The organism is Flavobacterium sp. 1355 (assembly GCF_017833415.1).
GTDB lineage: Bacteria > Bacteroidota > Bacteroidia > Flavobacteriales > Flavobacteriaceae > Flavobacterium.
In genome coordinates, this window is the sequence record NZ_JAFICC010000004.1 from 231311 (window position 1) to 255925 (window position 24615).

A 24615-nucleotide genomic window follows, 5' to 3' on the forward strand; every position below is an offset into this window, starting at 1 on the left:
CTGTTAGAATTTATACCTCAAACTTGTCATCACCTGACGCGGAGCGATTGGATTTACACTGTAATTCTCATGTACAGTATAATTCAATTCGTTGGTAATATTTGATAATTTACACAATATTGAAAATTTTCTCCATTCATAACCTGCTGAAACATCAATAGTGGTGTAGTCATCTAGCGGAATATCACGATCTCTTATTGTTACAGTATATGGAAGTGCCGGTGGAGCAGGTGTTGGTGTGATTGGTGTCCACAAATAATCATCATTCCATCCGCCTAAACGTTCTCCGATATAGTTGCCAATAGCTCCAACACTTACTCCTTTAAAGAATCCGTTTGGTACTTTGTAAAAAAAGCTTAAGTTGGCCGTAGTTTGTGGTGTTCTTGCAACACGATCTCCCTCAATAAAACTTCCGTTTGTACCAGAAGTTTTTGTGTAACGCATATCATTATAACTGTATCCCGCCATGATATTCAAACCTTCAACAGGATTTGCTGTAACATCAATTTCAATACCTTTACTTTTTGTTGCTCCGCCTAATATTTTAAGAGAATTATCGACATTTAAACTTCCGTCTGCTTTAGTAGGAGCAGTCTGAGCGAGATTACTGTTAGTAATTTGATAAACAGTAACATTAGTTGTTAATAAACCTTTTAAGAAATCAGTTTTTATTCCAGCTTCGTATTGATCAATTATAGAGGCCTTTATAGGCTGCAAATCTACCGTTGTACCTGTATTTGGAGTAAATGAACTAGAGTAACTACCAAACACAGAAATTTCTTTTGTTGGCTGGTAAACTATTCCCGCTTTTGGCGAAAAAGCATTATCTAAACGTTTTGGAGTAATTGCAGGAACTGCTTTTTCAGGATCTCCAGCTCCGGAAGCGGTCTCTTTATAAGTACTAACTTCTGCTTCCTGCCATGACCATCGTATACCAGCCAAAACTTTAATTTTTTCTGTAATTGAAATTAAATCCTGAAAATAAGCTCCAAAACGATTTGTATCTGTTTTTACAATTTGAGTAGCTCTTGCATTCGGAATATCATTTCTTTGCATAGAAGGATCAAAATTGTAAAGATTTATAGTATCGTAATTTGCAGGATTAAATGCATACGTGTAAGCAGTAGCAAAAGAATTTTCCCAGTCTGCTCCTGTATAAATTTGATGTTTAATAGTTCCGGTTGCAAAATTGCCCTGCAAACTTAATTGATCACCAAATACTTGCTCCAGGTTTTGATTTTGTACCAATGGTCTTGTCCAGTCACCGTTTTGTTTTACTGTAGATAATTGTGCTGTAGACTTTGAGGTTCTGTCATAAGTTTGAAAAGAACTATTAAAATTTAGTTTCCAGTTTTTATTAAAATCATGATTTAATAATACCGATGCACTAGAAGATTTTGTATTTCCATTTGACCAAAGCGATCCGTAAAAAGCATTTCGTGGTAAATCAAGAATTTCTTTTCCAATGATTCCCGTTCCGAAATCAGGAGTCCAGTCTGCTGTTAAATAATCACCCTGCAGGGTAATTTGAGTTTTTGTACTGATATCAAAAAGTAAAGAAGGATTGATATATAAACGCTCGTTTTTTACGACATCTCTAAAGCTTTCTGAATTTTCGTAAGAACCATTAATCCTAAAAGCAACAGATTTACTAAGTGGTCCGTAAAAATCAAAAGCAGGTTTGTAGAAAGAATAACTTCCTGTTTGCATCGAAATTTCTCCACCACGTTTAAATGATGGTATTTTGGTCACCAGATTCAATATTCCGCCTGGAGCAACATTTCCAAACAATAAAGCAGAACCTCCTTTTAAGAATTCCACTTTTTCTAAACCGGAAACTTCAGGAATAGAACCGGCATTATATCGAAAACCATTTTTAAACATATTGTTTGCGCTCATATCGTAGCCTCTCGAAAAAAAAGATTCCTGAGCACCACCACGGGCAGAACCTACATAAACACCATTTGCATTTTTTATAACTTCGCTTAAACGAATTGCTTGTTGCTGTTCAATTATTTCAGAACCTATGACTTGTATACTTTGAGGATTGTCCATTGGTTTTAAACCAGAACGTACTGCAGTAACAGGCTTTGGTTCTTTGTTTTTTGTAACAATTACTTCGTTTAGAATTTCTCCTTTTTTATTTTTTACGGTATCAGTTGCACGCTGGGTCGTTTCATTGTTTGAATAATCCTGACTGTATGAGGCAAAGCTTATTAATCCTAATGCAAATAGTAAATTAAATTTCATGGTATTTATTTAGATTCAATTAAAATAATTGAGCGCAAATATACTATCACAATGTTTTTTTAACAATTTATTAAGGAACTTTTAAACTTAAACTTTGCTTATTATTTTCTTAAGATTAGCTTAATTTTTTAGGAATATAAAATATTTCATTATTGAATTTTTGCCGCGGGGTATAAATAAGAAATAAAAAAACCTTGCATTGCAAGGTTTATAAAAAAAAAATCTAAGAATAAGGTTTGTAAATTATTTTACAACTATTTGGTAAGTGGCCATTTTCCAGATTTCATCATATTTTTTACCGTTGTGTTCACCTGCAGATTTATCTGTATGCGCGTATTCAACCATGTAATTTCCTGACCAGATTGGTGTGAAAGAAAATTCACCTTTATCATTTGTCCATAATTCTTTTTCCCATCCGTTTGGAGCGATTACTTTAATTTTTGTTTCTTTTGCAGAAGCTCCGTCATAAGTAGCAAAACCTGATACCTTTTGGTTCTTTTTTGCAACATCAGCATTTTCAGAAAATAAACCGATTTGATTTTTATTTGCCATAGCATAATTTCCTGCAGTTTTGTTGCCAACTACAACAGTGGCACTTGAGTTATAGTCTAACTTCATAGTTCCGTAAACATCTCCAACAGTATGGTGCATTACGATAGTATAAACTCCTTCTTCATCTGGTGTAAAAAAGGCCTGGTATTTATTGTCTAAAGCTTTTGGAGTAAGTTTTGTTTCTTTTTTTGAAGGGCTCACTAATACTAAACTAAAATCTTTTAAATCAGAAAACCATTTATCAGCTTTTGTGATGTCGTTCTCAGAGAATTCTCCAAAATAAACAGAAATTTCCTGAGCTTTTCCTTTTGTTCCTGTAGCTTTGGTTTCAATCCAAAGGGCGTGAGCAAATAATTGCGGACTTGCAACTAACATTAAAAGTAAAAATGTTATTGTTTTTAAAGTATTTGATTTCATACGATCAAGTTTAAATTGTTAGAATGATATTTTTTACAAACATAAGTCTTATTTAGAACAATTAAAAATAAAAAACCTTAAAATCAAGTTTATAAATGATTTTAAGGTTTCTCTATAATGAATAAATCAGGGTTTAGAATTTATAAGCAAAACTTGCCACAATATTTCTTGGTTTTTGAGGATTAACGGTAGACCACCCGCCATTGTAATACTCTTTATTTCCTATATTGTTTACATTTAAGGCTACACGAAATTTTTGTGCGTTATAAAAAACAGAACCATTGATTACTGTATACTCAGGAAGAACAAATTTGCCGGTTACCGGACTGTCCAGTATGGCATTGTCGCTTGCGTAATTTCCTCCGAAACCAACACCAAAATTATTCAGGAAGCCTTCATCAAATTTATAGGTTGCCCAAAGATTTACTAAATTTTTAGGCCCTGACCAAAATGGTCTTTTTCCTTGTTGAAGCCAGACATTTTCTTCATCACCTTTTGTAATTTTACTATCGTTATGACTATAGCCGGCAATAATACTTAATCCTTTTACAGGAGCAGCATTCAGATCAAATTCAAAACCCTGGCTTCTGGCTTCGCCACCCTGCAAACTTCCCAACAGGGGATTGCTCGTAACGAGGTTGGCTACATTAATCACATAATAACTTGCCGTTGCAGTTACTTTATCACTAAAAAGATTGGCTTTAATACCTGTTTCTAATTGATTAGCATGCTCAGGTTCAAAAACTACAGAACCCACAAATTTTCCATCAACATCATAAACAGGTGAAGGAGCAATATTCCTGAATCCATTCATATAATTTGCAAACACAGACAATTGATTTATTATAGGCTGATAGACTAAACCAAATTTTGGAGAAAAGGCAGTTTGATCGTAATCGTCAATAGTAGAATTGACATCGCCTTTGGTATCAAAATGATCCACTCTAATACTTGCCATAGCTATCAAAGATGGCAGAATATTAAGCACATCCGAAACATAGGCACTATAAGTAGCATCTTTAGAGTGGTACATTTTTCCCGGCTCTGCAGCAAGAAGATTATTAACAGATTCGGTAGTAAGATAATTTGGATTCTGGTCATCAATTTGTCTGACTTCTCCCTGTGCGGTAAGATTATAAAGTTTGACATAACCCGTACCTTGAAAAATAACATCCCTTTTAAAATAATCAAGTCCAATTACAATGCGGTTGCGCATATTTCCGATTTTAAAATCGCCTGTAAAATTTTGTTGAATATCTGTAGTTGAGGTTTGTGAATTTTCGTTGGTAATCCATAGTCCAAAATCTTTGTTTCCGTCTTCATTATCATAAATATAAGAGTAATAACCTCTTGACTTAGAGGTTCCTCTTGAAAATACGGTTTGAGAATTCCATTTAGGAGAAATTTTATAATTCATATGGGCCTGCAAACTGAATTTCGGGTTTTTGATCGGTAAATCATTACTATAAAATGATAAATCGGTATTGTAATTCAGTTCATCCAGATTCGCATATTGCAATGGTGCATCCCTTCCTAAAAACAACATGGATGGCGTTGTTTTTTCTTCATCCATAAATTCGGTATTGACAAGAAAAGACAGTTTATCATTTACCTTATAAGATAGCGTTGGAGCAATAAAAAACGAAGTACGGAAACCGGCATCCTGAAAACTGTTTTCTGTCTGAAAAGCCGAATTAACCCTAAATAAAATGTTTTTATTCTCGTCCAGAGGCGTGTTGACATCTACCGTAGCTCTGTTTAATCCAAAGCTTCCGGTGAGATATGAAATTTCACCTCCAAAACCTTCATATGGTTTTTTTGTTACAGTATTAATAAGACCTCCGTAACTTACCAGACTACTTCCGAATAAAGTTCCGGAAGGACCTTTTATTACCTCGATTCTTTCAATATTCGCAGGATCAAGAGTTCCGTTGGTTAAGCCTGGCAATCCATTTACTATATTGGCCTGGATTTCAAAACCTCTCAAAGAATAATAAGAGCCTCCGTCTCCGCCGCGTCCGGTCGATTCCCAAAGTTTCTGAATTCCCGGAACATTTTTCAATGCATCCTCATAGCTTGTAATGGCTTGTTCTTTCATTATTTCAGAAGAAACAATATTGTAAACCTGCGGATTTTCGATGTTTTTCAGAGGCATTTTAGAAACATAAGTACTTTGCTTCGGGAAAGCTTTTCCTCTGTTATTGGTAATGACAACTTCTTTCAATTGTTTATTAGAAACCGTAAGTTTCAGCTGTAGGGTAGTAGTTTTATTCTCTGTGACTGTTACTTGTTGTGTAAGAGTTTCATATCCTGCCAATGAAATTTCTAAAATATACGTATTTGGTTTTACTCTGTTTAATTCGAAGGCACCATATTCATTAGAAGTAGTGGAGTATTTTGAGTTTTTCAAGATTAGAAAAACTCCTTCTGCCTGTTCACCATCGGAGGTTGTTATAGTGCCTTGTATGCTTCCAAAACTTTGCTGTGCTGAGGCATTAATTGCAAATACGAGTAAAAATAAAACAAAAAGAATTTGTTGTATTTTTTGATTAAGGTAATTCATGGTATTTTATTTGGTTAGATTAGTAGTTTACTATTTAGAATGAGTAAAAACAACACAAAAATAAAAATTAATATTATTTTAAAGCCTGATAATTTTAAAAGTTTAGCCGTAAAATTGTTAAATATGGGCTTTTAAAAAAAAAGCTCCTTATTCAGTTACGAATAAGGAGCTCTTTTGAAAAAATTTATTTTGAAAAATCTTAGAATCTAACGGTAAGATTAGCTGCTATATTAGAACTGGGCTGACCCATTGCATAAGAATCCCAATATTTTTTATCAGTCAGGTTATTCCATTTTACACCAATTCTCCAGCTTGGCCTGTCATAAAAAACAGTAGCATTGTACACAGAATAAGACGGGCTGTAGAATCCTTCATCATCATATTTATATTGTTTGTCAACATAATTTCCGCCAAAACCAAGGCCAAAATCCTTTAATACGTTTTGCAGTTTATAAGAAATCCAAAAATTTGCTACATTCTCCGGTGCACCGCTCACCCTGTAATCTTTGCCTGCATCGTCTGAAGATTTAATGCGGTTGTCATTATAAGCATAACCAGCCATAATATTTAAACCAGCTATAGGATTTGCAATTAATTCAAAATCAAATCCTTTGCTCACTTGTTTGCCATCCTGAAAAGTATAACCATCAGAATCACTTCTTGTGGCATTATCAATTGCAATATTGTAATAACTAAGTGTTGTACTCAGTTTTTTGTCAAATGCTTCTACTTTAACACCACCTTCATATTGATTTGCATAGACAGGTTTTAAGATCAGTCTGCTTCCGTCAGGCTGGTCTATTGGTGAAGTATTTTGAAAACCATTCATATAATTCCCAAATAAAGAAACCTGATCCTTTACCACCTCGTAAACCAACCCTAATTTTGGTGACAAAGCCGTCTGATTATATCCAAAGCCTTCTTCATCTTTTATTTTTTTCTGTACAAAGTTATCTACTCTAAGGCTTAACATAACCGATAAGCGATCTGTAAAACTGATCACATCTGAAGCGTAAGCGCTAAAAGTCTGTTCATTCGGGATAGCAAATTTCTGATCTTTCAGGAATGGATCAACGTCTTTTTTTCTGATAGGTTCAAAATCTTTTGTAACATCTATGACATCCAGTGCCTTGGTTGCTGCATAGTTAAACGTTCCTTTTGAAAATCTGGCATTAACACCGGCCAACAATTTATGTTTAATACTTCCTGTAGAAAATTCACCATTAATATTCTCCTGCAAATTGGTAAATTTAGTACTAATAGGACCAAAACGGGAAACCATTCTCTGAACCTCCGTTGGTGAATTCCAAACTGTGTAGTATTGATAACTATACGCTACATTTTCGTCTACAAAAGAAAAAAGAGTAGTAGATTTCCAATTGTCAGCTAATTTATATTCTGCCTGAGCAAAGATTTTTGGAGATGAGGTTTTAGCATCGGCATCATCATGAAATAAACTTTTTCTGTAATCCAGTTTCAGATCTGTTGGATTTGTGATTCCCGGTGCATAAGAACGCCCGTAAGTAGGTCGCGTATTATTTGTATTGTAGATTTCGGTGTCCAGGCTTAAAGTTAATCTGTCGGTTGCTTTGTAAATGATACTTGGGGCAAATAAGATCGTGTTATTGAAACCATAATCTAAAAAGCTGTTTTCTGTATTTGCAGAAGCATTCATCCTGAACAATACTTTTTTATCCTGGGTCAAAGGCATATTAAAATCGACAGCCAGGCGTTGTAGGCCAAAACTGCCTCCGGTATATGAAATCTCTGTTTTTTGAGTTTCAAAAGGTTTTTTGGTAACCAGATTTACAACACCTCCAAAAGAAGAAACAGAGGATCCGAATAAAGTTCCCGATGGGCCTTTCAAGACTTCAATGCGCTCAACATTATCAATAGAAATTGAACTTCTTCCCGTAAGGGTTTCCATACCGTTTCTGGCATTTACGCCTGTACTAAATCCTCTAAAACTAATTTCAAGCCCGCCCGAAGGATAAATTTTTGTCACTACTCCCGGTGCATTTTGAACTGCGCTTCTAATATCTATCGCGATTTGCTCTTTTAGAAGTTCTTTGCTTACAACATTGTAAACCTGAGGATTTTCCAGATTATTCAAAGGCATTCTCGCCACATAATCTGTTTTTTTGGTAATCATTTTGTTATTACTAATGATTACTTCCTGCAATTCTTTATTAGAAACTTTTAATTGTAAATTAAGTAACGTTGTTTCGTTTTCTTTAACTGTGATTTCTTTTTCCAGCGTTTCGTAACCCGTTAAGGAAACCTGTAGTGTATAAGTATTAGGTTTTACTTTGCTAAACTCAAAAGCACCATATTCATTTGCAGCTGTTCCGTATTTTGAGTTTTTTAGTAAAATATTTACGTCAGATGCCGGTTTGCCATCAGAAGTTGAAATCGTTCCTTTTATTTTTCCGTTATTTTGTTGTGCAGATAAAGTAGAAACAGAAAAAAATAGTACGGCAGATAGATATTTTAAATGCTTTGATTTTAAAAAATTCATTGGTTTTAAACTTTGGTTTATAATTAATTATTATTTAGACTCAATAAAAACAATGCAAATGTATGTATAAAAATTTCTTCAACAATTCTTTTTGAAGTAAATTTTTAATGTTATTTTAATGGTAAAAAAGTTTAAATGTTAAAACCACATTTAAATGAGTTTCTTTTAACTATTTGGGTTACTTACGTCTTAAATGTTTTACTTTTGCATTCAGAAAAATTATTTCATGATTTTACCTTTCTTCAAAAAGATTCAAAATACTCCCAGAGGATATCGTATAGCCAATACTGTGTTTTTTTTCCTTTCAGGTTTTGGATATTCTTCATGGGTATCCCGAATTCCGCATATACAAGCACAGCTGCATTTGTCTGAAGCACAATTTGGAGCAGTTTTGTTTGCATTTCCGATTGGTCTGATGTTAACAATGCCCTTTACAGGAAAGCTTTTAAATAAATACAGCAGCCGCTACATTATGCTGTTGGGAGCCATAATGTTTAATATTGTGTTGTCTTTACCCGGTTTAGTGGCTTTTGTATGGCAGCTGGTAATTGTGCTTTTAATTTTTGGCGCTTCCCGTAATATTTTTAATTTATCTATCAATGCACAATCTCTTGAGGTGCAGAAACTATATCCAAAATCTATCATAACCCGTTTTCATGCAGTTTGGAGTATTGCCGTTTTTTCTGGAGCAGGGTTGGGGTATGTAATGGTAACACAGCACATTGCACCATCACATCATTTATTGGGCGTAAGTGTTTTTATGCTGGCTCTTACAGCTTGCTTTTATCCCATGAGTATTCACAATGAGCCTGTACCGGTTAAAAAGAAATTCTTTTCGATGCCGGAAAAAAATCTGGTAAAGTTTGCCGTGATTTGCTTTGTTTCTATGGCCTGCGAAAATACAATGTACGACTGGAGCGGTATTTATTTTGAAAATATATTAAAAGCTTCTCCAAAAATGACCAGCGCAGCATTTGTGTTTTTTGCAACTGCAGTTACTTTAGGCCGTTTGTTTGGAGATCATGGCGTAATGAAATTTGGTACTAAACGAATTCTGCTTTACAGCGGTATTTTGATCACTGCAGGATTTGGTATTTGTTTTGTCCTTCCTTATGCTTATCCTACTATTTTTGGGTATGTTTTAATCGGATTTGGAGTATCCTGTGTAGTTCCGTTGGTATTTAGCATTGCCGGGAGATCATCAAAAATGAGCAGTGGCTCGGCATTAACTTCTATTTCTACGATTGGTTATCTGGGCTTTTTACTTGTTCCGCCAATGGTGGGTTTTATTTCTGAATATTTAAGTATGAAATGGGCATTTTTGATCATGGCACTCTTAGGAATACTCATGATTTTTATGGTAAATAAGATAGGGGAGAATGAGTGAGTTTGGAGTTTTTAAGATGCTAAGCGACTATTCTGAGTTTTTTTGATTTTATTATCGTGGATCTTTGTTAAACTGGACTAAAGTCCAGCCCTACAAAATATGGCGAACCTATGGCTCTTTTTTGACTTTTTAAAATTTCGGAGGATCTCTTTATACTGTTTAAAAATTCCGGAGGAATGAATTATATTTTGTAGCAACGGATTTTTAATCCGTTGAAAAATAGATTGCAAGAGTTTAAAAGTTCCGTAGGAACGATATATTAAATCAATTATAAAAATTACTTCTTCTTCATAATAAACCTTTCCGTTGTCATTTTTCCATTCAGTTTTCCTGAAATTTCAGCCGTTAAAGTATTATTAGCATTTTTTGTATAAGTAATTTTTTGAGGATAATCGTGTTGCGGATTTTCAAAAACCAATTTTGTTGCGGTTTCACTAGTCGAAGGAAAATCAATTGCTTTGTTATCATTTTGTCCATTTACTGTGGCACTGTAAGTTAGTTTTTCACCATTTTGCGACAAAACGATTTTTTCCAAATGCAGCGTATCTTTTCCTTTTATAAAATAAGAAGTAGCACTAAAAGTACTATCGTTTACTTTTTGCCAGTTTTCGGTTAATACACCATCTGGGTTTTTATTTTCCCAGTTTCCGATAAGCCAGTCGGCAATTTTGATTTTATCTTTTTCGGTTGTTTCTTTTTTCTGGCAGGAAACAACTACTACTAAAAACGCTAAAAAAATAATTTTCTGAAACATGTCTGTAAGTTTATATCATACTAAAGTACAAAAAAAATGTTTGCCACAAATTACGCTAATTTTCACGAATTAATTTTTGATAAATCAGTGTAAATATTTGATACAGATTATAAGGATTAAAAAAAATACCAGATTTTATAACTCAAAATAATCTGCACAATCTGCGTGAAAAAATGAATTAGTGGCAAAAAAAAATAAATTCGTAAAAAATCTAAACGCTTTCCTGTAAAATAGAATACACCAATTCCTTAGTTGGTTTTTGATCTTTTAATTTGGCCCTGACGTCATCAAAAGTAACTTTAAAATCACAACCTGATTTATATTCCGCACAGCCGTAAGCGGTTTTACCTTTTAATATTGTTCCTTTTTTGCATTTCGGGCAGGCCAAAGAATCTGACGTTTCTGTTTTAGAAGCTTTTGTTTCTATCTTTTTGGGCTCTAATTTCAGTTTGTAATTTTCTTCAAAACGAATTAAACCTTCAACAGTTTCAGAATTGATTTTAAAGCCTTTTATGTTTACCGTTGAGCCTTTTTGAACCAATCTTAAATACTGGCTTTCAGTAATCTTTTTATCATGAAAAACAAAAGGCAGTACAAAATTGCAGCCCGATTTGTATTCACTGCACCCAAAAGCCGATTTTCCTTTGATCAGATTGCCTTTCTGACATTTGGGACAAGTCTCTGCCAAAATTCCCGAAGCTTTCTTTTTCTCTGCTTTTGCAACTGGTTTTTGAATCGTGGCGGCATGCGAAATGTTTGCATGTTTGGTTTCGCTTCTTACTTCATACACCAAAGCCTCCACCATGCGTTTCATGTTTTTAATAAACGCAGCAGCTGTAAAAGTGCCTTTTTCGATATCCTTAAGTTGTTTTTCCCAGGTTCCTGTAAGTTCAGCCGATTTGACCAGTTCGTTCTGGATCGTATCGATTAGCTGAATACCGGTTATTGTTGGTAAAACCTGTTTTTTATTTCGAACAATATACTGACGCTTAAAAAGCGTTTCGATAATATTCGCGCGCGTTGACGGACGCCCGATTCCGTTTTCTTTCATCAGTTCACGTAAATCTTCGTCATCAATCTGTTTTCCAGCGGTTTCCATGGCGCGCAGTAAAGTCGCTTCGGTAAACTGATTGGGTGGTTTTGTTTCTTTTTGGAGAAATGACGGTTCATGCGGCCCTTTTTCGCCTACAACAAAAGTAGGCAGTAAATCGGGTTCTTTTTCTTTGGCGTTTGGATCTTCAAAAACAACACGAAAACCTTTTTTGAGGATTTCTTTTCCTGTAGCTTTAAAAGTAACATCGGCTGCTTTTCCGATTACTGTCGTATTGGCAACCAGACAATCATCATAAAAGACGGCAATAAAACGTCTTGTGATAATATCATAAACCTGTTGCTGATTGTATGCCAGATTATTTTGAACTCCTGTTGGAATAATCGCATGGTGATCGGTTACTTTTTTATCGTTGAAAACCTTTGGTGATTTTTTTATTTTTTTGGCTAAAACAGGCTGTGTTAATTCGCTATAATTGGTTAATTTCTGCAGAATGCCGGGTACCTTCGGATAAATATCATTTGGTAAAAAAGTCGTATCAACTCTGGGGTACGTAATTACTTTTTGTTCGTACAGAGTCTGTGCTATTTTAAGCGTTTCTTCTGCCGAGAATCCGAATTTCTGGTTGCAATATACTTGTAAACCAGTCAGGTCAAAAAGTTTTGGTGCATACTCATTTCCGTTCTTTTTATCTACAGAAACAATTTCAAAATCACTTTCTTTTACTTTTTCTGCCAGAATTTCACCATCTTCCTTTTTTAGAAAGCGGCCTTCCTCATAACTAAAAAGTGTTTCCCTGTATAAAGTCTGCAATTCCCAATACGGCTGAGGTTTAAAGTTTTCGATTTCCCTAAAACGGTCTACAACCATAGCCAATGTTGGCGTCTGCACACGCCCGATAGACAAAACCTGTTTGTATCCGCCATGTTTTACGGTATACAAGCGCGTCGCGTTCATACCGAGAAGCCAGTCGCCAATGGCTCTGGAAAATCCGGCGTAGTATAAATTATCGTAATTAGCAGAGGGTTTTAAGTTTTCAAAACCTTCTTTTATGGCTTCTGTGGTAAGTGATGAAATCCATAAACGCTGAATTTCTCCTTTATAATTTGCTTCGTTCATTACCCAACGCTGAATCAATTCTCCTTCCTGTCCGGCATCCCCGCAGTTAATAACCACTTCGGCTTTGTCGAAAAGACTTTTTATGATTTTAAACTGTTTTTGAATTCCCGAATTTTGAACGACTTTGGTTTCAAACTTTTCAGGAAGCATCGGGAGATTGTTTAAATCCCAGCTTTTCCAGTGCGGTTTATAATCGTTGGGCTCTTTTAAGGTACATAAATGACCAAAAGTGTAGGTCACAGCATAGCCGTTGCCTTCGTAATATCCGTCGTGCTTGGTATTGGCACCCAAAACGGATGCGATTTCGCGTGCTACACTTGGTTTCTCGGCAATACAGACCTTCATTTTTCTCTTTTACATTTGAAGAGCGAAATTAGGGAATTTTTTCTTAAAGCTAATGAGGCGCTAAGGGTCTAAGATGCTAAGTTTTTCTATTATCATTAATGAGCTGGATATGAAGTTTTTTACGTTTGTTTTTTTTTAAATCGCGCAGAGGCGCAAAGATTTTGCTGTGAATTATTTCACGCAGATTTTAAAAAGATTTAAGCAGATGTACGTTCTGTATTCGAAACATCTTTATTAAAGCACTTCGATTCAGGACATCTATGGTTCTTTCTGCCTTCTGGTTTGAGAAAAAAACAAAAACTGTAAAAGTTTTTATGGTCATTTTGTTTCACGTTTTGGTCTTAATTGAATGTTATTTTACACTTTAAAAATATCAATTCTTTTCATCCAGAAAATTTCTGATTCCAGAAACTGAAGTTTTGTCTTCACTATTTTATCGCTTTTATCTCTCGGATTTTTAGTAACAAATCTCGCTATAGAATTATTAAAATCCAAAGTATATTTTGTGTCAAAATCTTCATTTTTGTCAGAAGAAAAAGTAACCATATTGTCTTTTGCACTCCATTTTCCTTTTCCATATTTGTTTACCTCCGGCGGAATCCCGCCCTGAATTTTTGTATACGAATGAAATAGAAATGTACCATCCTGGTTTAAAGTCAATTTATATTCAATGATATGTTTTCCTTCTTCTGAAAGTGAGCGCGTATATTCGCCTGAGAATTGATTGGATTGTGCAAATAATGCTAAGTTTGAAATTAATAGGAGGGTGGTAATCAATAGTTTCATAGGTTTAGATTTTGTAAAAAGTCAGTTTATTGTAAATTATATTGCAAACTAATTATTAATCATAGGATTTAAATTACTGTCCTTGTTTCGTAAATCCAAACCGCCTTCGTAAACCGATTTAAGATTGGTAAGATAAAAATGCCAGCCGTTTGAACAGCCCAGTCTGATATATTGTTTTGAATTGTCATCTGTTGGAATATTATGATGGCGAAGTTCAATTAAAGTATACCCATTTTCTTCACTCAATTTTATATCTACAAGACAAGTTCCTTCAAAAGTAAACTGCAATTGGTCTTTTCCGTTGGCAAAAGTAATTTTCCCCAACATCGGATCACGGTACAAATACCAAAACCATTGATATGTAAAGCCTTCTGAAATGTTTTTGTCTTTACTTACTTCCTTCTGATTTTCATCAAGGAAAGATACTTTTTCGAGAAACCATTTTTCCAGCCCATCTGCTGTTGTCCAGGCATTATAAATGTCACCGAGTTTAGCTTTAATTGCTATTTTTTTTGTGAAGGATGTCCAGTCGAAATTTTCCATTTTAAACTAATTTTATTGTTTTGAGCAATTTTAAAACTGAATTTATCAAGTATTTAGGGCTAGAATATATCATGTCCCCAATAGATTTCCAATTGAAATACTCCAAATATAGTTTTTATTTACAAAATAAACTGACCTTCCAAAACCGTTACTGCTTCGCCAAAAATAAAAACTTTGTCCTCTGCAAGTTCTGTACGCATTGATCCTGTTCTTAGCGAAGACTGATAAGCATTTAATTTTGTTTTGTTGAGTTTTTGTGCCCAATACTTAGTCAAAAACGTTTGTATACCGCCTGTTACGGGATCTTCATTAGTGCCTGCCCAGGGCCAAAAATATCTGTAATGAAAATCGAAACTTTCATTGTCAGAAACCGCAGTTACCAAAACACCATTTATTCCGGTATGTGAATTTATCAAAGCAGCAAAATCAGGTTTCAGATTTGCCAGTTCAGCGGCGCTTTTAATTTCAATTAAAATTATTTTATTTTTTGGGCTGTACCTTTTATTTACAATTTCAGAAATTCCGAGTGCGGCTGTCATTTTTTGAGGCACTTCTGTTTCTTCGGTGTCGTAAACAGGAAATTGCATTTTGATTTTAGCAGCTGTTTTTTCAATAAATAGCTCTACATTTTCGCAGTTAATGAATTTTATATTTTCAAAAGAAGTAGTATCGAAAATAATTTTTGATGAAGCCAATGTAGCATGTCCACATAATGGAATTTCTGTCTTTGGCGAAAAAAATCTGATGCTGTAAATGTTGTCGGAGATTTGTTTTATAAAAGCAGTTTCAGAAAATCCGATTTCGATTGCAATGCTTTGCATGGTTTTGCTGTCTAACTCTCTTTCAGGTAAACAAACAGCAGCCGGATTTCCTTTAAATTTTTCATTTGTAAATGAGTCTACAAAATAAGTTTTCATTTTTGGCAGTTAGTGTTAAGTGTTCAATGGTTTTTTATCTGGTTTTTTCCAAAAACTTTTGAAATTGGATTTGTGATTTAAAGATAATGGAATGTTATTTCTTCGAAGCTTTCAATTGTTTTATTTCTTTTGTCAGTGTTGCAATTTTATCATTTTTCATTTCTATAATTTCAAGTCTTGCTTCGGCTAATTCTTTGAAATTTAAATCATTTTCAGATTCTGTGTTTTGAGTTTTAAGCATAGATCCGCGACCTGTTAAAAGCCAGTTCGCATCGATATCATTAAATTGCTGCACTAAGTTTTGAATTGGTGTTATTCCTGCATTGGTTCTTTTTTTACAGATTTCTGTAATTAAAGATGTGCTTACATTTAATTTTTCTGCGAATGCGGTAGGGTTTTTAACAATTTTTGTTTTTTTTAAATGTTCATAAGTTTCTAAAAATCTTATCGTTACACTATTCATTAGGAAAAGGTTTACAAAATTATGTATTTGTAAGTTTTTTTATACAGATTTATGTATATATTTGTACTTGCAAATGCTGTCAAAGATAAACTTTTGTTATGACAATCGAACAAATTAAAGAGAAGACATTGTACGGAGATTATACACTTCTTGGACAAGTAATGGGTATTAAAGCACCTGCGGCTAAAATGAGATTTCTACGTGGTGATGAAAATGCAAAAAGAATGCTGCAAAAAATCATCATTAATCGCGAAAACCTGATTATGGAATTTCAAAAAGAAAAAGAAGCATAACACTGTGTGGCTGCTTATAAATCAAGTTATGATTAAAAAAGAATACCATATGTTTAAAATAAAAACAATAGAAAACTAATATAAATAATACATTACTAATCTAGTTAATTTTCCCCCCAGGAATTTTTAAATTTTCCAATTAGAAATGTTCAACTTATAATAGTAAAACTACCGAGTGTAAACTTCGGTTTATCCATTTGTTTAATAATTAGTATGTTATGAAGAATAGATTACTCGCTTCGTTTTTTGTTTTAGGAATTTATACAGCTCACTCGCAGGCAGGTATTGGAACAAAAAATCCTAATCCTTCTGCTGCATTAGAAATTTTTTCTACTAATAAAGGTTTGCTAATACCACAAATTGCCTTAACAAGTATTATTGATACAGAGACAATTGTGTCTGGTAATGTGGTTAGTTTATTAGTTTATAACACAACTAATAGTACCGAGATCACACCTGGTTATTATTATTGGTTTGATAATAAATGGAACAGAATTCTAATTGCAGAAGATGTTAATGTTTTTGCTGGCAGCTCAGTGCCTGACAGTAGAGGTGAGGCCGGTTATCCCGGAGAAAATATTACACTATATACAGATAAAACCACTGGTGATGTTTATGTTCAAAAGCAAGACGGAACATGGAAAGCCGTAACCGGAATAAAAGGAGACACCGGAGAGCAAGGTATTCAGGGGCCAGCCGGAGCAAAAGGAGATACCGGAGCCAGAGGTATTCCTGGTATTCCTGGTGCACCTGGAAGTGACGGGGATAAAGGAGAGAAGGGAGATAAAGGTGATACGGGAAATACCGGAGCACAAGGTATTCAGGGAGTTCAGGGAGTTCAGGGTGCTCAGGGGCCAGCTGGAATTGGTGGAAAAACAATTGGTGGCGTAGGAATAACAGTAACAGGATCAGGAAGTGAACTACAGCCTTATGTTGTCAATGCTGCACTTCCCAGTCAAGAAGTAAGTGATCAATTTATTCCATTCGAAGGCCAGCTTAACTTTACACTCAGTGCTACTCCAGCTTCAATATCTAAAGTAAAAATGTATATAAATGGTCTTCGTATTAATAATTATGCAGTAAGCGTTACTGGCAAAGCAGTGACTTATATTCCTGATTACAATAACTACTATGAATTAAAGGATACGGATAATGTAATAATAGATTATTTAAAATAATATCTATAGTTTAGAAAGCACTGAAAACACCTAACATAAGCGATAACGCAGCTTTCAACAATATTTGGAATAGCATCTTTAAAAGATTGAAAAATGCTATAAGTACATATTAGGAAAAAAATAATTACCAAATTTTTATTTTTCTTTCTTAAGAGAGGGGGCTTTTGCCTCCTCTTTTTTTTGTTTTAATGTAAGCCTTTTTCTTTGCAATTATTTTATCAAAATATTTGTAGCTACAATCCTTGTCATTATATTAAGTTTTATGGTTGTTCGTTTTTTTGCATATATTTATCTGCGATAAGTAAATACCAAATCTAATATTCATCTGGTCAAAAACTAAACCCAAAGAATGAAAAACGCCTCTAAATTATTTTTTATCCTGATTGTATTAATGGCAATTGGCTGCAAAAACGAAACACAGAATACGCCTGTTTTACAAGAAAACACTGCATCTGCTGAAATTCTGGTAGAGGCAGTGCCCAAAGCATTACATAAAATGAATGGCGCTACAGCATTTGCATTAAAACCAAGCGAAATCTACAGCAAAGATTCTCTTCCAAAAAGCAAAGAAGCATATTGTGTCATCATGGATGTAGCACTAAACGACAAAAAAACTTCTATTGTAGCTTTTAAAACAGGAGAGGCTACTTTTAGTATAAACAATATGGATCTTCAGTTTGAGAAGAACCCACAGTCTTTTAATTCCCTTTCGACTTCTCTGGTAGAAAAAGCCGAAAAATCATTGTCTCAATTTACGCCTGCAACTACAAGAGAAGAACCAAATCAAAACCAGGTTAAGATCTATGTTTTAACTGGAGATAATAAATATGTATACGAGAATAAAATTACTGAACTTAAGAAAAATAAAGAAATTCAGGATATTTTTGAGTCTGCTATGACACTATTTTCAGAATCGAGAAAAGCATTATAAAAAGAAAAATCCTCTAAAAACATTTATAAAAAGCTGCTGCAAAGTAGGGTTTGATTTTTTATAAAAGTTTAGAGATATATTATTTATCCTTTGCATACAATAATTCCCTTGCCATTTTCAGCAGCTTTTTTAAATGCTGTAAAGATGGTTTCTACATCATGCAAAATATAATCCCAACTTTTTTCTTTAGTGATATATCCCGCATTGTAGATGTAAGGATCTTGCATTTTTGATTCGTCATATGCTTCTTCAATTTGCTGCAAAGAAATTTGATTCAATATTTTATTCATTTCAGCTACATTGATTGCTTTGATGTAACTTAGACCTTCTAAATTTTCTAACGGCTGACCTAATAAGCCAGATAATATTTTTTCTTTCGAAGTATCGTTTTGACGAATTAGAAAACTGGCAATATCCCAAGCTTTGTCACAATAAAAGTTATCTTCACCTTCATGATGAAATTCGCCGTCAGGACTAGCATAATTATCATAAAAGTGTCTTTCAAACGCTTCTGGATTTTCTAAGAACTCATTAATAAAGTTATTATATACCAGATAAAATTCGCACACAATTCCCATATGATTATTTGAAGATATTAAATATAAGACTATTCAAATTTAGAATTTTTACGAACACAAAATTTAAAGTTAGAGACATTCCAGGATTAGTTATAAATTCATTTATTAATATCAGTTGTATACACTCGGTTGTATACAATCACATGAAATTAATCTATTGCTTGTAATTTTGTTTTCGAAGAAAAAAATAAAATCATGGAAATACAACATACACAAAAAGTCATTGAATTTCTGGAATCAATGAAAAGATTAAATAAATTCGATAAACTAAAATCAGATAATATTAGTGACAATTGGTTTAGCGTAAAGCTAAAAGTTTCCAGTTATAACGAATTAAATCTAATGGTTTCAGATCTTCTAAAAGCTAGTATTATTTTGCTTAATAATGATGCGCGGGATACTTCAATTATAAAAGATAGTGTCAACGTAATGACGCTGCTAGAAATTGCTTTACAGCTTCTGCCAGAAGGTGAAATGGAATTGCTGGACGATTTGCATGAGATTTATTTGAGGTAAAGCTTTTTTGTGGTTTACGCGAGAGTGAAGGTTAATTGCTAAATTTGCTGTGCGAAGTCTTGCGTTGTGCGAAGTCTCCCAACTTCGTACCCATCTTTATGCTAGCGCGAGCGTCCCGCTCGTGCCCGCAAAGTATTACATTTTTTTGTGTTGACAATGGCTTGTGTTCACGAGCGGGACGCTCGCGCCAGCGTGGGGGATTTGTGTAAGCTGAGTCTACAAGTTTGACTTATTTTAGATAGCACTAGTGGCTAGTAAGTATGATTTTTCTTTTCTCAGAATTTTTGAAATTTGCATTTTCGATCAATAAATTATCTAAATGTCTATTTGAAAAAGTAATATTAAAGTTTTGTTGAATTTCTTTTTTTAGCTCATAACATTTACAAAAGAATTTAGCATATTCAATATCAATATTTTCTAATTCAGTAAGATATTTTAATGTTGCAGGAACTTTTGTTTTATAATTTCTTAAAGCTTCAACTGCTCTTGTATCGTAAATAAAAAATAATTCGGGTAAGTGAAAATGTAAATATTTCGAAACTAAAGAACGTTTGTTCTGGTCCGTAATTTTATGTATAACTTTTGTCAAATAATAATGAGTTTCTAAGACAAGTTCTAGATTTTTAGATTCTAAAGATTGAATGTTTTTTAGTTTATTTAAATACTTATCAATGTCTGAATTTTGAAATGTTGGAGCAACTGTATCTATGTAGAAATTATCATTAATGTCGTTGCTTTTTGTTTTGCGTCTTTCAATTGCAGCGGCATAAATTCTACCGATAAATAAAACTTTAGCTAAAATGTGTTGATTGTTCTTGTGTTCGAAATTTTCTCTACACATTTTGTAAAGAACTTCATTGCCAAAATGCCACGCATTATTTTGCATTGCGATTTCAATTTCTTTAAGTTTTAATTCTTTCATATCAAAATTTACGATTTCAATAATTTTGATTTTTGTTGCTCAAACTCTTCTTGAGATAAGACACCAGAGTCTAATAAAATTTTTAGTTTTTGTAAACTATTTAATTTTTCATCAAAATCATTATTTTTTTGTATGGGATTTTCTTCTTTAATATAAGGGGTATTATTTACGACAATTGTATGAGTTTCATTATCTTTTAAACAAGCCCAAACTAATGCAGCTATCCATCCAATGAATGTCCAACCCAAAAAGAAATTCAATAATGTTATTGCAGTGCGATTAGTTTTTTTTCGACTTACTGCAATAAGTGTGGGTAAAAAATAAATCGCTAAAAATGGAATTCCAACTACAAATAATTCTGTTACTCCAAGTTTTCCCATAATTTTTGTTTTATTAATTAATATTTACTTTCTTATGCTAGCGCGAGCGTCCCGCTCGTGCCCGCAAAGTATTTCCATTTTTTTGTGTTGACATGGCTTGTGTTCACGAGCGGGACGCTCGCGCTAGCGTGGAGTTAGATATGCTATTTTTAAAACAGATCATTTAATAGTCCATTGTCTTCTAATTCTATATATGTACTTTTAAGTTCTGCGTTGAGTTGCGTTATATATTCTTTGCAAATATGAAAATATAAATCTTCTTTGTCGTCTACCAAATTGAAATCAATTTCATCATCCTTTAAATGAATTAACAGTTTATTAAAAATTGATTTGACTTCATTAGGATTATCATCTGTTAGGACAATATTCAATTCTTCTTTACCAATTGCAAGTTTTAATGTTGCACCAGTTTCCTTTCTTTCAATTGTTGCGTTATGTGTTGCCATATATTTTCCCTCTTTCTCCGAAAGCTGATTTTCCGCCTTCTAATGTTTTCATACTAATTAATTTCCAGTCTAAGTTTGTTTTTGCGCTTGAATTACATATTAAGCTATTTGAGAACGGATTACCTGAATAAGTGTAATATCCGTTAATGTCGTGTTCACGATAAATAGAATTATAAGGTAATGTTCTAACAGCAATATTGGCATCGTGTGTAGCTATAATTACTTTTTTTCCACTTTTTGCAATTTCTTTGATCAACGGTACAATTACTTCGCTGATATAATCGTTTCCTAAACTTTTCTCGGGTTCATCAATTAAATAAATTTCTTTGTCTTTCATCAACTCATTGTGTAATAACACCATTGAAGATTCACCATTAGAAGGTTTATAAACTTTACCGTCTAAAATAAAATGTTTATGAAAAAGTAATAAATCATCTATTGAAGCAACAGTTTCAGCTCCCTCAATTTTCTTTAACTCGTCAATTTTCTCAAATAATGTGTTTTCATAAATGTGCTTTGAAATAATTTCTATTTGAGAAGCAACAGTTTTTTGTGGAATTTTAGTTTTGCTTTGAATATGTTTGTAGTCAGAATCTGAAATTACTCCGTTTTGTATTAGTAAATTAGTTTGACAAAATAATTTTCCCTTTTCACCCAAATCACCAACTTCTTCAAGTATAGGCGAAATTGATTTTAAAATATTATCACGGATTTTTTTTATATTTTTTTCAATAGAAATTCGATTACTCGCATATTCAGAAAAACCAGTTTTTGTTGGTTTTTCTGGTTGTCCGGTCTTTTTAGAAATTTCAGAAACAAATACTTGAATTAAATTATTGAAAAAGCTAATGCTTTTAAAATCAATAAAACGCTTATCTTTTTCTAAATTAATTTTTTCTAAAACTTTTGTAATTAAAGTGTCTAATTCCGTTAAAAGTTCATCACCAACAGTATCTTTAAGTTTTGCATCTTCATTAAAATAGTTTTTAAAATTAGTAAAGTTTTTAAAATAGTTTTTTACTTCTTCAAAATTCCTTTTAGTAGAGTTTTCATCAAGTAGGGTAAATTGATTTACTTTAATGTTTTTAGTTATTTTATTAGTTGCTTCTGCTGAATAATACCTTAAATAAGTTGATAAGCTTGTAACTTCTTTTTCTGATGCATTTCTTAATGACGCCAATTCGTTAGAGCAATTATCTATACCTAAATTTTGTACATCAATAATTAATTGATTTCCTTTTAAATCAAAAACATCGTCAAGTTTTTTTGAATTTGATTCATAAACTTCTGTGGTAAAGCCTTTTCCATTGTAATAAGTTGATAGAGCTTTTAAAATATCTGTTTTTCCAGTTCCTTTTGAGCCAAAAAAAATATTTATATCATTATAAATATCAAGGTCAATAAGTTCTGCAATACCAAAAGGGTTTATTTGAATAGACTCTTTTGTCTTTTTATCTAGTATTGTTTTAATAGTTGTATCGTCTTTATCCAAAAGCAAACAAAATTGCTCAAAGCTTTCAACTGGCAATCTTAATTCAGGTAAGTTATTTGAATCCTTCACATAATTATCCCAATTATGAACATCTGAACCGTGAATAGAATTATGACCATGATTTATATAAATTCCGGCAGAAATTGAGTTAGATGCTTCTTTCAAAACTCTTTTTTGATTGGTTACTAATTCTAAGAGTTTGTCTACATCTTTATCTAATAAATTTGGTTTCTTTGAATGATAATGGGCGATAAATATTACATCTAAATCATCAAAATTAGAAACAACATCATTTATGCTGATTGTAAAATTGTCAGCAGTTGTTGTTCCAATAACTTTATTTACTCTCTGATTAAAAGATTCAGAATTTTTAGGATTGGCAATAACTATTAAGTGTGCTCTATTTTCATCTTCAACAACATCAAATTCAATACCTGGCCATATTTGACAAATTCCGTCAACATTTGTTTTAAATTGTAAGTATTGTTCGTAGTCAAAATGATTATGATTTGTTATAGCTAAGATTTTAACATCAGTTTCCTTAATGATATTGGAAAATTTATTTACATCAACATTTCTATGTTCAGAATCTCCTTGTTTTATTTTCTTTGTATGAGTATGTATGTCTATTTTCATATTCGTGTTTTTCTTCTGTAATAGGGTCGTTTAATATTGTCAAAACTAATTCCTTTAAAGTCAATTAAATTACGGAAAACCATAACTGTTATAAAAAATAAGATTATGTTACACTTTTAAACAAAACAAACATCGCATTTAATTTAAATCTATCACTACGTAAAAACACCTGATTTATAAAAAGAAAAAACAACAAAATTCACCATAAAAAACTCAAAACCTCAATACTAGAATTTTCAACAAAAATTTCGTAATTTTGCAGTCCAATAAAAGGAATTAGAAAATGTTAGATAGACTTCAATATGTAAAGCAGCGTTTTGATGAGATTTCGGATTTGATTATTCAGCCGGATGTTATTGCTGATCAAAAGCGTTATGTGCAACTCAACCAAGAATATAAAAGCATCAAAGCTTTGGTTGAAAAGAGAGAAGAATACATTCTTGTTTTAGCAAATATTGACGAAGCAAACGAAATTATTGCCGACGGCAGCGATGCAGATATGGTTGAAATGGCCAAAATGCAGCTGGACGAAGCAAAAGAGCGCTTGCCTCAACTGGAGGAGGAAATCAAATTTATGTTGATTCCTAAAGATCCTGAAGATGCTAAAAATGTAATGGTGGAGATTCGCGCCGGAACGGGTGGGGACGAAGCGAGTATTTTTGCAGGTGATTTATTCAGAATGTACACCAAATATTGCGAAAGCATGGGTTGGAGAACTTCTGTTGTAGATATGAACGAAGGAACTTCGGGAGGTTTCAAAGAGGTTATTTTTGAGGTTTCGGGAGAAGATGTATACGGAACGTTGAAGTTTGAAGCAGGTGTACACCGTGTACAGCGTGTTCCGCAGACAGAAACGCAGGGTCGTGTGCATACATCGGCAGCTACTGTTATGGTATTGCCAGAAGCAGAGGAGTTTGATGTACAGATCGATATGAACGATGTTCGTGTAGATTTCTTCTGTTCATCAGGACCTGGAGGACAATCGGTAAATACAACGAAATCGGCAGTACGTTTAACGCACATTCCGACAGGATTGGTGGCGCAATGTCAGGATCAGAAATCACAGCATAAAAACAAAGATAAAGCGTTGACAGTTTTACGTTCTCGTTTGTACGAAATGGAATTGGCCAAAAAAGAAGCTGAGGATGCTACAAAACGTACTTCTCAGGTAAGTTCTGGTGACCGTTCGGCTAAGATTCGTACGTACAACTACGCTCAGGGCCGTGTAACGGATCACAGAGTTGGTTTGACACTTTACGATCTGGGAAACATCATGAATGGTGATATCCAGAAAATTGTTGCCGAGTTACAATTGGTAAACAATATGGAGAAACTAAAAGAAGCTTCGGAAGTTTACTAACGTAAACTTCTTAGGTTCAAAGGTACATAGTTACAAAGGTTCAGAGGTTTCTTTTCTGACGTAAAATAGTAAGCCGAACATTTGTTCGGCTTTTTTGGTTTTAAATCTATGTTCCTATGCAACTCTGCATCTTTGCACCTTAAAAAAAAACAAAAAAGCAAAGTACACTTTTATAAAAAGTAGACTTTGCTTTTTCCTTATAAGGCTCTAATTATAAA

Annotated in this window: 21 protein-coding genes; 6 read left to right on the forward strand and 15 right to left on the reverse strand. The window is 33.3% G+C overall.

Going from position 1 to position 24615, the window contains the following annotated elements; translation table 11 throughout:
• Positions 1–3 precede the first annotated feature (3 nt).
• The 4 genes from JOD96_RS06850 to JOD96_RS06865 form a co-directional block, all read right to left on the reverse strand.
• Positions 4–2250 carry a TonB-dependent siderophore receptor gene (locus JOD96_RS06850; RefSeq protein ID WP_209563531.1) on the reverse strand — a complete coding sequence of 749 codons (2247 nt, stop codon included), beginning with the start codon at positions 2248–2250 and terminating at the stop codon, positions 4–6.
• Between the two features lie 243 nt (positions 2251–2493).
• A complete protein-coding gene (locus tag JOD96_RS06855; RefSeq protein WP_209563532.1) occupies positions 2494–3219 on the reverse strand; it encodes a DUF4198 domain-containing protein in 726 nt (241 codons plus the stop codon).
• Positions 3220–3352: 133 nt separating this feature from the next.
• A complete protein-coding gene (locus JOD96_RS06860; protein ID WP_209563533.1) occupies positions 3353–5782 on the reverse strand; it encodes a TonB-dependent receptor in 2430 nt (809 codons plus the stop codon).
• 199 nt (positions 5783–5981) lie between these two features.
• Positions 5982–8300: a TonB-dependent receptor gene (locus JOD96_RS06865; protein WP_209563534.1), complete on the reverse strand. Its 2319-nt coding sequence runs from the start codon at positions 8298–8300 to the stop codon at positions 5982–5984.
• A 226-nt stretch (positions 8301–8526) separates the two neighbouring features.
• Between JOD96_RS06865 and JOD96_RS06870 the strand changes: the two genes are divergently transcribed.
• A complete protein-coding gene (locus tag JOD96_RS06870) occupies positions 8527–9687 on the forward strand; it encodes an MFS transporter (protein WP_209563535.1) in 1161 nt (386 codons plus the stop codon).
• A 277-nt stretch (positions 9688–9964) separates the two neighbouring features.
• Here JOD96_RS06870 and JOD96_RS06875 read toward each other — a convergent pair whose 3' ends face one another.
• The 6 genes from JOD96_RS06875 to JOD96_RS06900 form a co-directional block, all read right to left on the reverse strand.
• Positions 9965–10441, reverse strand: coding sequence for a DUF6265 family protein (locus JOD96_RS06875; RefSeq protein WP_209563536.1), 477 nt, complete (start codon positions 10439–10441; stop codon positions 9965–9967).
• Positions 10442–10652: 211 nt separating this feature from the next.
• The gene (locus JOD96_RS06880) at positions 10653–12956 is read right to left on the reverse strand and encodes a DNA topoisomerase 3 (RefSeq protein ID WP_209563537.1); all 2304 of its coding nucleotides are present in this window, start codon (positions 12954–12956) and stop codon (positions 10653–10655) included.
• A gap of 357 nt (positions 12957–13313) precedes the next feature.
• Positions 13314–13742 (reverse strand): copper resistance protein NlpE N-terminal domain-containing protein, encoded by a 429-nt coding sequence (locus JOD96_RS06885; RefSeq protein ID WP_209563538.1) that lies wholly within the window; start codon positions 13740–13742, stop codon positions 13314–13316.
• 48 nt (positions 13743–13790) lie between these two features.
• The gene (locus JOD96_RS06890) at positions 13791–14285 is read right to left on the reverse strand and encodes an SRPBCC family protein (RefSeq protein WP_209563539.1); all 495 of its coding nucleotides are present in this window, start codon (positions 14283–14285) and stop codon (positions 13791–13793) included.
• 119 nt (positions 14286–14404) lie between these two features.
• Positions 14405–15202, reverse strand: coding sequence for a PhzF family phenazine biosynthesis protein (locus JOD96_RS06895; RefSeq protein ID WP_209563540.1), 798 nt, complete (start codon positions 15200–15202; stop codon positions 14405–14407).
• A 94-nt stretch (positions 15203–15296) separates the two neighbouring features.
• Positions 15297–15665: a hypothetical protein gene (locus tag JOD96_RS06900; RefSeq protein ID WP_209563541.1), complete on the reverse strand. Its 369-nt coding sequence runs from the start codon at positions 15663–15665 to the stop codon at positions 15297–15299.
• 98 nt (positions 15666–15763) lie between these two features.
• Between JOD96_RS06900 and JOD96_RS06905 the strand changes: the two genes are divergently transcribed.
• The 3 genes from JOD96_RS06905 (at position 15764) to JOD96_RS06915 (ending at position 18067) form a co-directional block, all read left to right on the forward strand.
• Entirely contained in the window at positions 15764–15958 is a 195-nt protein-coding gene (locus tag JOD96_RS06905) for a hypothetical protein (RefSeq protein ID WP_209563542.1), read from the forward strand.
• A gap of 218 nt (positions 15959–16176) precedes the next feature.
• Positions 16177–17136, forward strand: coding sequence for a collagen-like protein (locus JOD96_RS06910; RefSeq protein ID WP_209563543.1), 960 nt, complete (start codon positions 16177–16179; stop codon positions 17134–17136).
• A 349-nt stretch (positions 17137–17485) separates the two neighbouring features.
• A complete protein-coding gene (locus JOD96_RS06915; protein WP_209563544.1) occupies positions 17486–18067 on the forward strand; it encodes a hypothetical protein in 582 nt (193 codons plus the stop codon).
• An 83-nt stretch (positions 18068–18150) separates the two neighbouring features.
• On the opposite strand, the gene JOD96_RS06920 is transcribed toward JOD96_RS06915, so the two are convergent.
• Positions 18151–18645 carry a DUF1877 family protein gene (locus tag JOD96_RS06920; protein WP_209563545.1) on the reverse strand — a complete coding sequence of 165 codons (495 nt, stop codon included), beginning with the start codon at positions 18643–18645 and terminating at the stop codon, positions 18151–18153.
• A 195-nt stretch (positions 18646–18840) separates the two neighbouring features.
• Between JOD96_RS06920 and JOD96_RS06925 the strand changes: the two genes are divergently transcribed.
• Entirely contained in the window at positions 18841–19161 is a 321-nt protein-coding gene (locus tag JOD96_RS06925) for a hypothetical protein (protein WP_209563546.1), read from the forward strand.
• Between the two features lie 244 nt (positions 19162–19405).
• Here JOD96_RS06925 and JOD96_RS06930 read toward each other — a convergent pair whose 3' ends face one another.
• The 4 genes from JOD96_RS06930 to JOD96_RS06945 all read right to left on the reverse strand — a co-directional run bounded on the left by JOD96_RS06930 (position 19406) and on the right by JOD96_RS06945 (position 23037).
• Positions 19406–20083 carry a hypothetical protein gene (locus tag JOD96_RS06930; RefSeq protein ID WP_209563547.1) on the reverse strand — a complete coding sequence of 226 codons (678 nt, stop codon included), beginning with the start codon at positions 20081–20083 and terminating at the stop codon, positions 19406–19408.
• An 8-nt stretch (positions 20084–20091) separates the two neighbouring features.
• On the reverse strand, positions 20092–20463 hold the full coding sequence (locus JOD96_RS06935) for a superinfection immunity protein (protein ID WP_209563548.1): 372 nt from the start codon (positions 20461–20463) through the stop codon (positions 20092–20094).
• Between the two features lie 149 nt (positions 20464–20612).
• Positions 20613–20909, reverse strand: coding sequence for a hypothetical protein (locus tag JOD96_RS06940; protein ID WP_209563549.1), 297 nt, complete (start codon positions 20907–20909; stop codon positions 20613–20615).
• Complete coding sequence (locus tag JOD96_RS06945) at positions 20896–23037, reverse strand: hypothetical protein (protein WP_209563550.1); 2142 nt, start codon at positions 23035–23037, stop codon at positions 20896–20898. The genes JOD96_RS06940 and JOD96_RS06945 overlap by 14 nt, the downstream gene beginning before the upstream one ends.
• Positions 23038–23320: 283 nt before the next feature.
• On the opposite strand from JOD96_RS06945, the gene prfA reads away from it, so the two are divergent.
• The gene (gene prfA / locus JOD96_RS06950; protein WP_209563551.1) at positions 23321–24397 is read left to right on the forward strand and encodes a peptide chain release factor 1; all 1077 of its coding nucleotides are present in this window, start codon (positions 23321–23323) and stop codon (positions 24395–24397) included.
• Positions 24398–24615: the final 218 nt, after the last annotated feature.